Origin of the sequence: Micromonospora sp. S4605 (assembly GCF_003176715.1) — a bacterium.
GTDB classification, from domain to species: Bacteria; Actinomycetota; Actinomycetes; order Mycobacteriales; family Micromonosporaceae; genus Micromonospora; species Micromonospora echinaurantiaca.
Genome location: NZ_QGSW01000204.1, coordinates 1 through 13,775 on the forward strand (window position 1 = coordinate 1; position 13,775 = coordinate 13,775).

The 13,775-nt window shown below is 73.9% G+C and carries 11 protein-coding genes and 1 pseudogene; 5 read left to right on the forward strand and 7 right to left on the reverse strand.

Annotated features, from left to right (window positions below; genetic code table 11):
- Positions 1-140: 140 nt before the first annotated feature.
- Together DLJ47_RS16590 and DLJ47_RS16595 are read right to left on the reverse strand one after the other, a co-directional pair.
- Positions 141-1,127: an ArsR/SmtB family transcription factor gene (locus DLJ47_RS16590; RefSeq protein WP_109900886.1), complete on the reverse strand. Its 987-nt coding sequence runs from the start codon at positions 1,125-1,127 to the stop codon at positions 141-143.
- Between the two features lie 287 nt (positions 1,128-1,414).
- Positions 1,415-2,449 (reverse strand): hypothetical protein, encoded by a 1,035-nt coding sequence (locus DLJ47_RS16595; protein WP_109900887.1) that lies wholly within the window; start codon positions 2,447-2,449, stop codon positions 1,415-1,417.
- Positions 2,450-2,488: 39 nt separating this feature from the next.
- Between DLJ47_RS16595 and DLJ47_RS16600 the strand changes: the two genes are divergently transcribed.
- Positions 2,489-3,097 (forward strand): NUDIX hydrolase, encoded by a 609-nt coding sequence (locus DLJ47_RS16600; protein WP_109900888.1) that lies wholly within the window; start codon positions 2,489-2,491, stop codon positions 3,095-3,097.
- Here the strand turns inward: DLJ47_RS16600 and DLJ47_RS16605 are convergent.
- Positions 3,066-4,154 (reverse strand): mannose-1-phosphate guanylyltransferase, encoded by a 1,089-nt coding sequence (locus tag DLJ47_RS16605; protein ID WP_109900895.1) that lies wholly within the window; start codon positions 4,152-4,154, stop codon positions 3,066-3,068. The genes DLJ47_RS16600 and DLJ47_RS16605 overlap by 32 nt on opposite strands.
- A gap of 65 nt (positions 4,155-4,219) precedes the next feature.
- Positions 4,220-5,365 carry a glycosyltransferase family 4 protein gene (locus DLJ47_RS16610; protein WP_088995933.1) on the reverse strand — a complete coding sequence of 382 codons (1,146 nt, stop codon included), beginning with the start codon at positions 5,363-5,365 and terminating at the stop codon, positions 4,220-4,222.
- Positions 5,366-5,516: 151 nt separating this feature from the next.
- Here DLJ47_RS16610 and DLJ47_RS16615 point away from each other — a divergent pair, with 151 nt between their 5' ends.
- Complete coding sequence (locus tag DLJ47_RS16615) at positions 5,517-6,206, forward strand: TIGR03089 family protein (RefSeq protein WP_109900889.1); 690 nt, start codon at positions 5,517-5,519, stop codon at positions 6,204-6,206.
- Positions 6,207-6,218: 12 nt separating this feature from the next.
- Here DLJ47_RS16615 and DLJ47_RS16620 read toward each other — a convergent pair whose 3' ends face one another.
- Together DLJ47_RS16620 and DLJ47_RS16625 are read right to left on the reverse strand one after the other, a co-directional pair.
- Complete coding sequence (locus tag DLJ47_RS16620; protein ID WP_109900890.1) at positions 6,219-8,207, reverse strand: acetoacetate--CoA ligase; 1,989 nt, start codon at positions 8,205-8,207, stop codon at positions 6,219-6,221.
- Between the two features lie 152 nt (positions 8,208-8,359).
- Entirely contained in the window at positions 8,360-8,878 is a 519-nt protein-coding gene (locus DLJ47_RS16625; protein ID WP_109900891.1) for an acyl-CoA thioesterase, read from the reverse strand.
- Positions 8,879-8,901: 23 nt separating this feature from the next.
- Here DLJ47_RS16625 and DLJ47_RS16630 point away from each other — a divergent pair, with 23 nt between their 5' ends.
- Positions 8,902-9,555, forward strand: a complete 654-nt coding sequence (locus DLJ47_RS16630; RefSeq protein WP_109900892.1) for a hypothetical protein — start codon at positions 8,902-8,904, stop codon at positions 9,553-9,555.
- 84 nt (positions 9,556-9,639) lie between these two features.
- Here DLJ47_RS16630 and DLJ47_RS16635 read toward each other — a convergent pair whose 3' ends face one another.
- A complete protein-coding gene (locus DLJ47_RS16635; protein ID WP_109900893.1) occupies positions 9,640-10,809 on the reverse strand; it encodes an acyl-CoA dehydrogenase family protein in 1,170 nt (389 codons plus the stop codon).
- A gap of 251 nt (positions 10,810-11,060) precedes the next feature.
- Here DLJ47_RS16635 and DLJ47_RS16640 point away from each other — a divergent pair, with 251 nt between their 5' ends.
- Positions 11,061-12,488 (forward strand): UDP-glucose dehydrogenase family protein, encoded by a 1,428-nt coding sequence (locus tag DLJ47_RS16640; protein ID WP_109900894.1) that lies wholly within the window; start codon positions 11,061-11,063, stop codon positions 12,486-12,488.
- A gap of 157 nt (positions 12,489-12,645) precedes the next feature.
- A pseudogene (locus DLJ47_RS16645) lies at positions 12,646-13,775 on the forward strand (SCO7613 C-terminal domain-containing membrane protein); the annotation flags it as partial.

Genomic DNA, 13,775 nt, shown 5'->3' on the forward strand with positions numbered 1-13,775 from the left:
CACCACCGCCACCGCCGCCCTGGCCCTCTGAGGCACCGCACCGTTGACCATGAAGTTGTCGGCACGACACGCCGAGGCGACTGACATCAACTTCATGATCGACGCGGATCGACGCGGCTCGGCGCGGACGGTGGGGTGGGTCAGGCGTCGAGCATGGCGCGGCCGAGGGGGGTCAGGGTGTGCAGGACGGTGTTGCGGTCGCGCTGGCTGACCAGCAGGCCGGCGTTGCGCAGCACGGTGGCGTGCTGGCTCGCGGCGGCCGGGGAGATCCGCAACCGGCGAGCCATCTCGCCGGTGGTGCAGCCGTCGTCGCTGGCCTCCAGCACCGCGGCCCGGGTGCGGCCGAGCAGCGCGGCCAGCGCCTCCCGACCGGCGGTGGACCCGGCCCCGCCCGGCTCCAGGCCACCCAACTTGTCCACCGGGTAGACCAGCACCGGCGGTAGCGCCGGGTCGAGCAGCGCGACCGGGGTGCGCGCGCAGAAGAAGGACGGGACCAACAGCAACCCGCGCCCGTCCAGGTGCAGTTCCCGGCTGTCCGGATAGTCGCGCACCTCGAGCATGCCGGACTCCCAGCGCATCGCCGGCCGCAGGCTGGCCAGCAGCCCCTCCACCCCGCCGTCGAGCAGGGCCCGGGCCCGGCGGGTCCGGTCGGCCTCCACGGCCGCCTGGATCCGCGCCCAGTATGGGTTGATGGCCAGCGACCGGTACTGCTCCATGGCGCCGGTGAGCTGCCGCAGCGCCTCCGGCTCGCCCCGGGCCAGCGCGGCGGCCCCCTCGGGCAGGCTGGTGCCGCCGGCCAGCAGGGCGAGGTCGCGCTGGAGCAGTGGGACCGGGGTGCTGCGGACCGCGTCCAGGCCGGCCTCGAACCCGGTGACGCTCTGATAGGGGGTCAGGAAGTCGGGAAAGTAGCCGCGCGGCGGGTTCAGCGCGAACAGCAGGCGGAGCCGCTCGGAGGCGCTCTCCTGGCGCAACCCCTGGGCCACCGAGCGCCGCCAGTTGGCCATCAACGGGTCACGGCTGCGCCCCTGCAGCAGGTGCAGGCTGAGGACCAACTCCCAGACCGGGTCCGCACCCGGGGCGACCCGGGTCCGGAGGATGTCCTCCTCGGAAAAGTAGATCTTCAGCATGGTGCGCTCCCGCGCCGCCGGGTCAAGGGATGGCGGGCGACCCTTCGCACTGTACCTGGCCGGCACTTATCTCCATCTTTAAGCGTGGGCTGAAAAACCTCGACGCCTCCGGGGACGGTTAGGCATGCTTCCAGATGCCCGATGAGGCCGGCGCGTCGACGACGCGCCACCTGCCCGGGGCGCCGGGACCGGGGGAGGAACCGGTGGCCGGGCGGCACCACGAGGGTCTGCGGCCCACGCTCCGCAGAGGTGCCGTCCGGTCGTCTCGTCCCGGGTGCTCCGCCGACTCAGCCGACCCAGAGCGCCACCCGGTGGTCCTCGTCGGTGACGTAGAAGCACCGTCCGTCCAGCTCGGCCAGCCCCTCGACGTGGTGGAACGGCGCCAGGTCGGCCACCAGCTCACCGGCGACCAGGTGCCCCTGCGACGGCAGCCGGAACCGGACGTGCCGCGAGGTGACGTCGCCGCCGGTCGGATGGTCGTCGAGCAGCACCGAGCCCTTGCCCAGCGCGTCGATCGAACCGATCACCGCCGCGTACCCGCCGTCGGGGGCCGGCGCGAAGGCCCGGAACCCGGTGAGCGCGCCGCGCGGGGTCACCCCGGTCAGGGCGTACGCGGCCACCGCGGTCGGCCAGGCCGGGACGTCGCCGAACATCTCCGGCACACCGGCCAGCTCCACCAGGATCGGCTCGCCGTCGACGGTCACCGGGAACCGCAGCCCGAGCAGCACCGTGCCGGCCGGGGTGAACGCGGCCGCCTCCACGTTCAGCGGCAGGTCGTCCGGGTTCAGCCGGTTCACCCAGCCCTTCGCCCGGGCCGTGCCGCGCACCAGCGTCGCCTCGACGAACCGGGACCGCACCCGGTCACCGGGCGGCAGCGGGGTGAACGCCGCCTTGGTGAGCGCGTCGTTGACCGCCCGGTGCACCCGGAACCGGTTCCGCACCACCCGCACCGGCAGCACCCCGGTTGCCGCGTCGTCCTCCCGGAACCGGGCGACGAAGGCACGCCGCGGGCGCAGCGGCCCGCCCTTGGAACCGAAGTGCGAGCCGAACACGTAGACCCAGCCGTCGTGGTGGGCGAGCGCCTCGCCGTCCTCGGTCCGCCCGTTCTCGGTACCCGCGTCGGCGCTGACGTGGTGGGCCGTCCACCGGCCGTCGTCGAGTTCCAGCAGCAGGGCCAGGCAGTGTTCCACCGGGCCCTCGTCGAGCACCGTCCAGAAGCCGCGCCGGGCGCCGTGGGCGCGCAGCAGCGCCGCGGAGCGGATCGGCAGCAGGTCGCTGGCCTCGTTGCCGCCGACCACGAACTCGAGCAGTCGCAGGGTCACCCGGCCAGGGTACGAACCGGCGGCTCGTACAGTGTCGGGATGCCGGACGCACCGACCGCCACCCGCACCACCGACCCGGCCGGGCACCCGGCGCTGCACGCCGACGCGCTCGCGGTGCTCGGCGACTGGGCGCCGACCAGCCCGGCCGCCGCCGCGGCCCGGAACCGCACCCTCGACCTGCTGGCCGCGGGGCCGGTGGCGATGAGCCGGGCGCACCGCGCCGGGCACGTCACCGCGAGCGCGCTGATGCTCGACCCGACCGGCGAGCGGGTGCTGCTCTGCCTGCACGGCAAGTTCAAGCGCTGGGTCCAGCTCGGCGGGCACTGCGAGCCGGCCGACCGGACGCTCGCCGGGGCCGCGCTGCGCGAGGCGACCGAGGAGTCCGGGATCGCCGGCCTGCGGGTCGACCCGGTGCCGATCGACGTGGACGTCCACCCGGTCGCCTGCCAGGGCGGCTCGCTGCACTACGACGTCCGGTTCGCCGTCCTCGCCCCGCCCGGCGCGGTGGAACGGGTCAGCGACGAGTCGGAGGCGCTGGGCTGGTTCCCGCCGGACCGGCTGCCGCAGCCGCTGGCCGGCGGGACCGCGCAGCTCGTCGCGCCGGCCCTGGCCGCGCTCAGACGAGCCCCTCTTCGCCCCGCTCCTTGAGCTCGTCGACGATCTTCTTGACGTCCTGCGCCCGGTCGCGCGGGCAGACCAGCACCGCGTCCGGGGTGTCGACCACGATCAGGTCGTGCACTCCGACGGTGGCCACCAGCCGGCCGGAGTGCGGCACCACCACCAGGTTGCTGCTGTCCCGCAGCAGCACCCCCGGCTTCGCCGCGCCCAGCACCACGTTGCCGTCGGCGTCGGCCGGCAGCACGTCACCGAGGGTGTGGAAGTCGCCCACGTCGTTCCAGCCGAACTCGCCGGGCACGGTGGCCACCCGCCCGGCCGCCGCCGCGCCCTCCATCACCGCGTAGTCGACGGAGATCCGGGGCAGCGTGGGCCAGACGGTGCCGAGCACCTCGTCCTGCTCCTCGGTCCCCCACGCCGCGGCGATCGCGGTGACCCCGGCGTGCAGGGCCGGCTGCTGCCGGGCCAGTTCGGCGAGGAAGACGTCCACCCGCCAGACGAACATGCTGGCGTTCCAGAGGTAGTGCCCGGAGCGCAGGTACGCCTCGGCCACCTCGGCGCTCGGCTTCTCCTTGAACTCGGTGACCGGGCGCATCGGCCCGTCACCGACCGGGTCGCCGGTCTGCAGGTAGCCGTAGCCGGTCTCCGGGCGGGTCGGGTTGATCCCCACCGTCATCAGCCGCCCCTGCTCGGCGCCGCGGACCGCCTCGCGGACCGTCGCCACCCAACTCTCCGGGTCGGCGATCAGGTGGTCGGCGGCGAACGAACCCATCACCGCCTCCGGGTCGCGCAGCGCGATCACCGCCGCGGCCAGCGCGATCGCCGCACACGAGTCCCGCGGCGAGGGCTCGACCAGGATGTTCTCCTCCGGCAGGCCGGCCAGCTGGCGGGCCACCGCGGCCACGTGCGCGGCCCCGGTGACCACCAGGGTGCGCTCGGGGGTGGTCAGCGGCGCCAGCCGCTCCACCGTGGCCTGCAGCAGCGAGGCGGTGGTGCCGGTCAGCGGGTGGAGGAACTTGGGGTGGCCCGCGCGGGACAGCGGCCACAACCTCGTGCCGCTGCCGCCCGCCGGGATGACGGCGTAAATCACCCGCACATCATGCCCGATTCGCCCGGCCTGGTACGCCGCGGTCGTCGACCCCCCGCACCAGCCCCTCAGGCCCGGGCCCGGGACCAGGCCGCGATGTGCACCTCGGCGCTGGACTCCCAGGTGAATTCCTTGGCCCGGTCGAAACCGGCCTTGGCCAGGGTCAGCCGGCGCTGCTCGTCGTCCAGCAGGGCGGCCAGGTCGGTGGCGATCTGGTCGGCGTCCTCGCTGGTGTAGGCGACGGCGTCGCCGCCGACCTCGGGCAGCGACAGCCGGGGGGTGGTGAGCACCGGCGCGGCGCACGCCATCGCCTCCAGGATCGGCAGGCCGAAGCCCTCGCCGTAGGAGGGGTAGGCGGCGACCAGCGCCCCGCCGAGGAAGCCGGGCAGGTCGGCGTAGCGCAGGTAGCCGGGGCGCAGCAGGCGCAGGTGCGAGGGGACCTCGGCCACCGCGCGGTCGATGTCGTCGTCGTGCCCCTGCCCGCCGGCGATCACCAGGGCCGGCGGGTCGGTGCGGTCGGCCACCGCCCGGGCCCAGCCCCGGATCAGGTTGGGGACGTTCTTGCGCGGCTCCTTGGCGCCGAGGAACGCCACGTAGCTGCTGCTGCCCAGCCCGAGCCGGGCCCGCACCCGGGCCTTCTCCTCCTCGCTGGGCGCGTGGAAGGCGGCGTGGTCGACCCCGTGGTAGGCCACGTCGATCCGGGTCGGGTCGGCGTCGAGCAGCCGGATCAGCTCGTCCCGGGTGGCCTTGCTGGGCACGATCACCCGGTCGGCGCGGCGCAGCGAGGTCTTGATCGCGCTGCGGAAGAACGTGCGGCGGGACTTGTCGTAGTGCTCCGGCTCGGTGAAGAAGGTGGCGTCGTGCACGGTCACCGTCACCGGGCAGCCGGCCCGCAGCGGGCAGGTGTAGAAGGGCGAGTGCAGCACCTGGGCGCCCACCTGCTGGGCGAGCAGCGGCAGGCCGGTCTGCTCCCAGGCCAGCCGGGCCGGGCGGTGCGCGACGGCGGCCGGCGCGGGAATGATCTCCGCGCCGGGCAGCATCCGGGTGTAGCGCTCGAGGTCGGTGCGGAGGCTCACCACGGCCAGGTCCACCCCCGAACCGCACACCTTGCCGAGGGCGCCGAGCAGGCCGTCGACGTATCTACCGACGCCGCCACGGTCGGCGGGGACACTCGTGGCGTCGATGAGCACGCGGGGCGGGCGACCGGCGGTCACGGGGCGACTCCTTGAACTGGCGGGTCTGTGGGGAACAACACTCCGGGCAAGCCTACGCCGGAGCCCGGCTCGGGCGCTGACTGCGACCCGACGGTACGCCGACTTGACGTCGTCATCGAGTACGGCCCGCGGGGGCGTATCGTTCGCGTCGATGGCCGACAACATTGCCCGGGTGTTCGCCGGCGCGATCGCGCCCGACCCCACCCGCCCGCTGCTGACCTGGTACGACGACGCCACCGGCGAGCGGACCGAGCTGTCCGGCGCGACGCTGGCGAACTGGGTGGCCAAGACGGCCAACCTGCTGGTCGACGGCGCGGCGCTGGGCCCGGACGACACCGCCGCGGTGCTGCTCCCGCCGCACTGGCAGACCGCCGGAGTGCTGCTCGGCTGCTGGTCGGCCGGGCTGGCGGTGGCCCGGGAACCGGGGCCGGTGGGCGCGCTCTTCGCCACCGCCGACCGGGCCGGCGAGGCGGACGCCTGGCCGGCCGACGAGCGCTACGCACTCGGCCTGCACCCGTTCGCCCTACCGCTGCCCCAGGTGCCGCCCGGCTTCGCCGACTACGTGGTGGAGGTACGCACGCACGGCGACCAGTTCACCCCGTACGCCCCGGCCGGGCCGGGCGAGCCGGAGCTGATCGCCCGTGCGGTCGAGCGCGCGGCGGAGCTGGGCATCGCCCCCGGCGACCGGGTCCTGATCGACACGGCCGCGTACCCCGACCCGCTCGACTGGCTGCTGGCCCCGCTCACCGCCACCGCCAGCACCGTCCTCTGCGCCAACCTCGACCCCGCCCGCCTCCCGGCCCGGGCGGAGACGGAGAAGGTCACCCGCACGCTGCCCTGAGCCCTCGCCTCGTCAGGCCGGGGTGGGGTGGTCCTCGGTGGACCGGCGCTGGGCGAAGCTGGCGAACGCCGCCAGCGACTCGGGGTTGGCCAGGGCGCCCTTGGCCGCCGCCGAGTCCACCGGCGTACCGGTGAGGATCTTCTTGACCGGCACCTCGAGCTTCTTCGCCGACAGGGTGCGCGGCACCGCCCGGACCTGGTGGATCTCGTCGGGCACGTGCCGGGGCGACAGCGCGGTCCGCAGCTCGCGGCAGATCCGGGCGCGCAGCGCGTCGTCGAGTTCCAGACCCTCGGCGAGCACCACGAAGAGCAGCAGCTCACCGGCGCCACCCTCGTCGTCCTCCAGGTGCACCACCACCGAGTCGACGACCTCGTCCAGCCCTTCGACCACCGAGTAGAACTCGGCGGTGCCGAGCCGGACGCCGCCCCGGTTGAGGGTGGCGTCGGAGCGGCCGGTGATCACGCAGCCGCCCCGCTCGTCGATCGTGATCCAGTCGCCGTGCCGCCAGACCCCCGGGTAGTGGTCGAAGTAGGCCTCCCGGTAGCGGGTGCCGTCCGGGTCGTTCCAGAACCCCACCGGCATACTCGGCATCGGCTCGGTGATCACCAGCTCGCCCAGCTCGCCGATGACCGGGGTGCCGTCGCCGGAGCGCGCCTCCACCTTGGCGCCCAGCGCCCGGCAGGTGATCCGCCCGGCGTGCACCGGCAGCAGCGGCACGCCGCCGACGAAGCCGGTGCAGACGTCGGTGCCGCCGGAGAGCGACTGGAGCTGGAGGGTGTCGCCGACGGCGGCGTACACCCAGGTGAAGCCCTCGGCGGGCAGCGGCGCGCCGGTGGAGCCGAGACCGCGCAGCGCGGCCAGGTCGGCGATCTCCTTGGGCACCAGGCCGGCCTTGCGGCAGGCCAGCAGGAACGGCGCCGAGGTGCCGAAGTAGGTGGTGCCGGTCCGCTCCGCCAGCCGCCAGAGCGCGTCCAGGTCGGGGTGGCCCGGGTTGCCGTCGAAGAGCACGATCGCCGCGCCGACGGCCGGCCCGGAGACCAGGAAGTTCCACATCATCCAGCCGGTGGTGGTGAACCAGAAGAACCGGTCGGCCGGGCCCAGGTCGTGGTGCAGGGCGAGCATCTTCAGGTGTTCCAGCAGGATGCCGCCGTGGCCGTGCACGATCGGCTTCGGCAGGCCGGTGGTGCCGGAGGAGTAGAGCACGTAGAGCGGGTGGTCGAAGGGGACCGGGGTGAAGGTGAGCGGCTCGTCGGTGGCGGCCGCCAGCTCGTCCCAGGAGATCGCGCCCGCCGGCTGCTCGCCGGCCGGGTCGAGGTAGGCGATGCCGACGGTGTGCTCCAGCGACGGCAGGGCGGCCCGGATGGCGGCCACCTCGCCCCGGCGATCCACCGGCTTGTCGCCGTAGCGGTAGCCGTCCACCGCGACCAGCACCTTCGGCTCGATCTGCTGCCACCGGTCGGTGACGCTGCGGGTGCCGAACTCGGGCGCGCAGGAGGAAAAGATCGCCCCGATGCTGCTGGTGGCGAGCAGCAGCACGTACGTCTCCGGGATGTTCGGCGCGTACGCCGCCACCCGGTCGCCGGCGGTGACGCCGAGCCGGCGCAGCCCGGCCGCCACCCGGCGGACCTGCTCGCGCAGCTCGGCGGCGGTGAGGGTGACCGGCTCCCGGGTCTGGCCGTGCGCGATGACCACCGGGTCGTCGTCGGCGCGGCCGGGCATCCGCAGCACGTTCTCGGCGTAGTTGAGGGTGGCGCCGGGGAACCAGCGGGCGCCGGGCATCCCCCGGTCGGCCAGCGTCGCGGTCGGCGGAGTGTGCGCGATGACCTCGAAGTGGTCCCAGATCGACCGCCAGAACGCGTCCAGGTCGGTGACCGACCACCGCCACAGCTCGTCGTAGTCGGCGAAGTCCAGCCCCCGGTGCTCACGCAGCCAGCTCAGGTAGGTCCCGATCCGGGACCGCTCGCGTACGTCCGCCGGCGGCGTCCACAGCACGTCAGTCACTGCTCCACCCTCCCCTGGCCCCGCACGACGCTGTGAAATGGGCCGTGGCGCCATCTTGCCCTACCTCAGATCGTCATTCTGCGCACCGGGTGCCGTCCAGGGCGCGTGGCCGGGCCACATGCCGGACCGTCCGGTTGTGTGGACCCGGCGGCTCAGCCGGCCCGGTGGGCCTGGATGGCGCGGCGACGGGCCAGCCGGTGGGCGCGGCGGATCTCCGCCTCGCGGAACCGGCGCTCGTCCTCCGGGGTCTCCGGCAGCACCGGGCGCACCGGGCGCGGCGTCCCGCCCACGTCCACCCCGACGAAGACCAGGTACGCGGTGGCCACCCGGACCGGCTCGTCCTCGGCCGAGTCCCAGCGCTCGGCCACCACCCGCACGCCCACCTCCATCGAGGTCTGCCCGGTCCAGTTGACCTGGGCGTGGGCGTGCACCAGGTCACCGACCCGGACCGCCTCGGAGAAGACGATCTCGTCGATCGCCGCGGTGACCGCCGTGCCGCCGCTGTGCCGGGCCGCCGCGGCGCCGGCCACGTCGTCGACGAACTTCATCAGCACGCCGCCGTGCACGGTGCCGTAGAGGTTCACGTCGACGGCGGTCATGATCCGGCTCAGGGTGACCCGGGAGTACGACGTCGGCTTGCCCGACGGTGCGGCGGAGGGGTGCTCTGTCATGTCGGAAACGGTACGGTGCGCGGATGCGACATCTCTGGAGCTTCCTCGCCGGGTTGGTGGTGGCACCCGTCACGTGGGTGCTGGTCGCCCTCGGGCAGGACGGGTCGGCCGGCACCGTCGACCGCTGGGTGGAGATCGGCACCTTCAACACGGCCAACCTCATCGAGCCGGCCGTCTACCTCGCGGTCGGCGGGATCCTGCTGGGTCTGCTCGGCACGCTGCGCATCTCACCGCTCGGCCCGCTGGTGGCCGGGCTGCTGCTGGCCCTCCCGTACGTGGGGCTGTTCGTCGCGCCGTTCCAGGTGCGCAACCGCATCCCGGACGACTGGAAGGCCTTCGGTGATCCGCTCCCCCTGCGCCTGCCGGTGGAGAACGGCACCCTGTTCCTGATCGGCCTGCTGCTGATCGTGGCGGTGTTCAGCGGGCAACGCTGGCGGCAGTGGCCGGCGCCGGCGACCGAGCCGGCCCCGGCCGCCGGACCGGCCGGGCAGGACTTCACGCTGACCGACTGGTCGTCGTCGGGCACCCCGGACCGGGACACTCCCCCGCTCACCCTGGGCTACCCCGACCCCACGCCGACCGAACCGCTGCCCCGCCGGACCGGTGGCGAGTCGCCCTGGTCGGCGCCGCCCCGCTCGACCGGCCGCGCGGAGGACACCACCACCGAGATCAAATGACGGACGGGCGGGCCGGGTGACCGGCCCGCCCACGATCCGCCGTACCCGCCGCCGCGGACCGGGTCGATCCGCCGCGGCGACCCGTCAGGCCAGGCCCTTGAGCAGCTGGCGGGCCATCACGATGCGCTGCACCTGGTTGGTGCCCTCGTAGATCTGGGTGATCTTGGCGTCCCGCATCATCCGCTCCACCGGGTAGTCCCGGGTGTAGCCGTAACCGCCGAGCAGCTGCACCGCGTCGGTGGTGATCTCCATGGCCGCGTCCGAGGCGAAGCACTTGGCCGCCGCGCCGAAGTAGGTCAGGTCGGCGTCGCCGCGCTCGGACCGGCCGGCCGCGGCGTACGTGAGCTGCCGCGCCGCCTCCAGCTTCATGCCCATGTCGGCGAGCATGAACTGCACGCCCTGGAAGTCGGCGACCGGCTTGCCGAACTGCTTGCGCTCCTGCACGTACCCCTTGGCGTAGTCCAGCGCGCCCTGCGCGATGCCGACCGCCTGGGCGGCGATGGTGACCCGGGTGTGGTCCAGGGTCTGCATCGCGGTGGCGAAGCCGGTGCCCTCCGCGCCGATCATCCGGTCCGCCGGGATCCGCACGTTGTCCAGGTAGACCTCACGGGTCGGCGAGCCCTTGATGCCCAGCTTCTTCTCCGGCGCGCCGAAGCTGACCCCGGAGTCGGACTTCTCGACCACGAAGGCGGAGATGCCCCGGGAGCGGGCGGCGGGGTCGGTCACCGCGAAGACGGTGTAGTACTCCGAGACCCCGGCGTTGGTGATCCAGCGCTTCACGCCGTTGAGCACCCAGTGGTCGCCGTCGCGGACCGCGCGGGTGGTCATCGAGGCCGCGTCGCTGCCCGCCTCCGGCTCCGAGAGGCAGTACGAGAACATCGCGTCACCGGAGGCGACCTTGGTCAGGTAGCGGCGCTTGAGCTCGTCGGAACCGGCCAGCAGCAGCGGCATGGTGCCGAGCTTGTTCACCGCGGGGATCAACGAGGAGGAGGCGCAGGCGCGGGCCACCTCCTCGATCACGATCGCGGTGGCCAGGGCGTCCGCGCCGGCGCCGCCGTACTCGACGGGGATGTGCGGGGCGTGGAAGTCCGCGGCCCGCAGCGCGTCGTACGACGCCTTCGGGAACTCACCGGTCTCGTCCGCCTCGGCGGCGTGCGGTGCCACCTTGGCCGCACAGACCTCACGGACCGCCTCCCGGATCGCCTGGTGTTCCTCCGGCAACCGGTAGACGTCGAACGACTCCTCTGCGGCCATGTCGGCCCCTCCCCTTCACGGCTATCATGCGCAGTCGGTAACGTCACCTGATCGCCCGACGGCGCAGACTGAAGGATAGCGACCGGTTCAGCTGATGTTACCGCCGCGTAGGCTTGGACCTGACGGAGCGCCCACGCCGCCGGCGATGATGGAACAGACAGGCATAGAGTCCCTCTGGTGCCCGGCCCAGGCGCCGCAGCGGCAGAACGCGACGCGACGACGCGCCGCCAGTGCGAGCGGAGAAGACAGGCGTGACGATTCCGTACCCGAACATCCAGCCGGTACCCGCCATCGCCGCGGTGACGCCCCCCTCGGGCGCACCCCGGCCGCGGGTCACCTTCCTGGGCACCGGCTACCTCGGCGCGACGTACGCCATCTGTTACGCCGAACTCGGCTACGAGGTGCTCGGCTTCGACGTCGACGCGGACAAGATCGCCAAGCTGAACGCGGGCGAGGTGCCGATCCACGAGCCCGGCCTGGACGAGCTGCTCAAGCGCAACCTGGCCGCCGGCCGGCTGCGGTTCAGCACCGACATCGCCGAGACCGCCGACTTCGGTGACGTGCACTTCATCTGCGTCGGCACCCCGCAGCGGGCCGACGGCATGGGCGCCGACCTGTCGTACGTCGAGGCGTCGGTGACCAGCCTCGCCCAGCACCTGACCCGCAAGGCGCTGATCGTCGGCAAGTCCACCGTCCCGGTCGGCACCGCCGAGTGGGTCGAGCAGCTGGTCGGCAAGCACACCCCGGCCGACCTCGGCGTCGAGGTGGCGTGGAGCCCCGAGTTCCTTCAGGAGGGCTTCGCCGTCGACGACGTGCTGCGCCCCAACCGGATCGTGGTCGGGGTCAAGAGCGAGTGGGCCAACGGCATGCTCTACGCCGCCCACAAGGGCGTCTTCGACCTGGCCGCCACCGAGGACCGCGAGGTGCCCCTGGTGGTCACCGACTTCGCCACCGCCGAGCTGGTCAAGGTCGCCGCGAACGCCTTCCTGGCCACCAAGATCTCGTTCATCAACGCGATGGCCGAGGTCTGCGAGGCCTCCGGCGGCGACGTCACCCAGCTCGCCCGGGCCATCGGCTACGACCCGCGGATCGGCAACCGGTTCCTCCAGGCCGGCCTCGGCTTCGGCGGCGCCTGCCTGCCCAAGGACATCCGGGCGTTCCAGGCCCGCGCCCAGGAGCTGGGCGCCGGCGAGGCGCTGCGCTTCCTGCACGAGGTCGACCTGATCAACCTGCGCCGCCGCACCCGGGTCCTCCAGCTCGCCGCGGAGCTGCTCGGCCGCCGCTCCGGGCCGGCCGGTCCGGACCTGTCCGGCACCCGGATCGCCGTGCTGGGCGCGACCTTCAAGCCCAACACCGACGACGTACGCGACGCGCCCGCGCTGGCCGTCGCCGCGCTGCTCCACAAGGCCGGCGCCGACGTGCACGTCTACGACCCGCAGGGCACCGAGAACGCCCGCCGGGTGGCGCCCGAGCTGACCTACGAGGCCAGCATGAACGACGCCGTCACCGGGGCCGACCTGGTCTGCGTGCTCACCGAGTGGGCCGACTTCCGCAACGCCGACCCGGTCGCCCTCGGCGAACTGGCCGCCGGCCGGAAGGTCGTCGACGGCCGCAACTGCCTCGACTCCACCCTGTGGACGCAGGCCGGCTGGGAGTACCGCGGCATGGGCCGCCCCTGAAGGCCCCCTCCTCGACACCGGCGGCCGGCCGCGGAGCGTGCTCCGCGGCCGGCCGCGTCACTTGGTTTGCCCCGGACCCGCCGTCAACTGTCGAATTCCGCGCCGCCATTGGGCATGCTGCGACAGTGGGAGTCCACAGTGCGGGTGGAGGGGTGTCGTGGCGACCTTTCAGTGCTCCTCGTGCGGCCGGGAGATCAAGCCGGCCGTCCGCTGCCCGCACTGCGGGGCCGAGCAGCCACAGTGGATCGAGCACCTGGCGGAGATCGAGCGGTCCATCGCGGAGATGAAGGCCCGCGAGGCCGCCATCGCCAGCGAACAGCGGCAGATCGCCGCCAAGATGCAGGCCGCCCTCTTCCAGCGGGACATCCTCGCGCACGCCGGTGAGGAACGGCTCAAGCAGGCCACCCGGCCCCGCCGGGTGCTACGCCGCCGGCCCGGTCGCCGGCCGCCCACCGCCACCACCGGCGCCCCACCCCGGGTACCCCGGCAGGGCACCCCGCCGCCCGGCCCGGACGACCCGGAGCCGCCGCTGTCGACCGCCACCTGGCTCGACGCCGACGACCCGGAGCACCCGCCGGAGGCGTCCTCCCGGGAGGTGCAGAACATCCCGCTCGGTCTGGGCGCGCTGCTGCTCGGGGTGGCCGCGGTGGTCTTCGCCGCGGTGGCGACCAGTTCGATGGACGCGCTGGGCCGGCTGGGCATCCTGCTGCTCGCCACGGTGCTGATGCTGCTCGCCCCGCCCGCGCTGGCCCGCCGGGGGCTCACCTCCACCGCCGAGACCATCGCCGCGGTGGGGCTGCTGCTGGTGCCGCTGGCCGGGTACGCGTTGTGGGCCGTCGACCGGATCGGCGGCAGCGGCACCTCGGGGGCGGTCTTCGCCGGGCTGGTCTTCGCGGTCACCGCCGGCGTCGCCTTCGGCTACGCCAACTGGACCGGACTGCGCGCCCCGCGGTTCGCCACCGTGCTCGCCGCCCAGCCGGTGCTGCCGCTGTTCGCGTACGACCGGATCACCGGCCCGGCCGGCTGGGCGCTGGCGCTGACCGCGGTGGCCGTCCTCGACCTCTGGCTGGCCCGCACCGCCGTCACCGTGGAGCGGCCGGTACGCCGCGACCTCCCGCCGCCCGCCCCGACCGCCCCGACCGAGCCGAGCGAGCCGAGCGAGCCGAGCGAGCCGAGCGAGCCGGCCGAGGCTGGGCCGGCCGGCGCCCCGACGGCGCCCCGGCAGCGGCAGCCCGAGGGCCGGCCGGAGGGCGCGCCGGAGGAGTCCGGCGAGGTGCTCACCGGCCC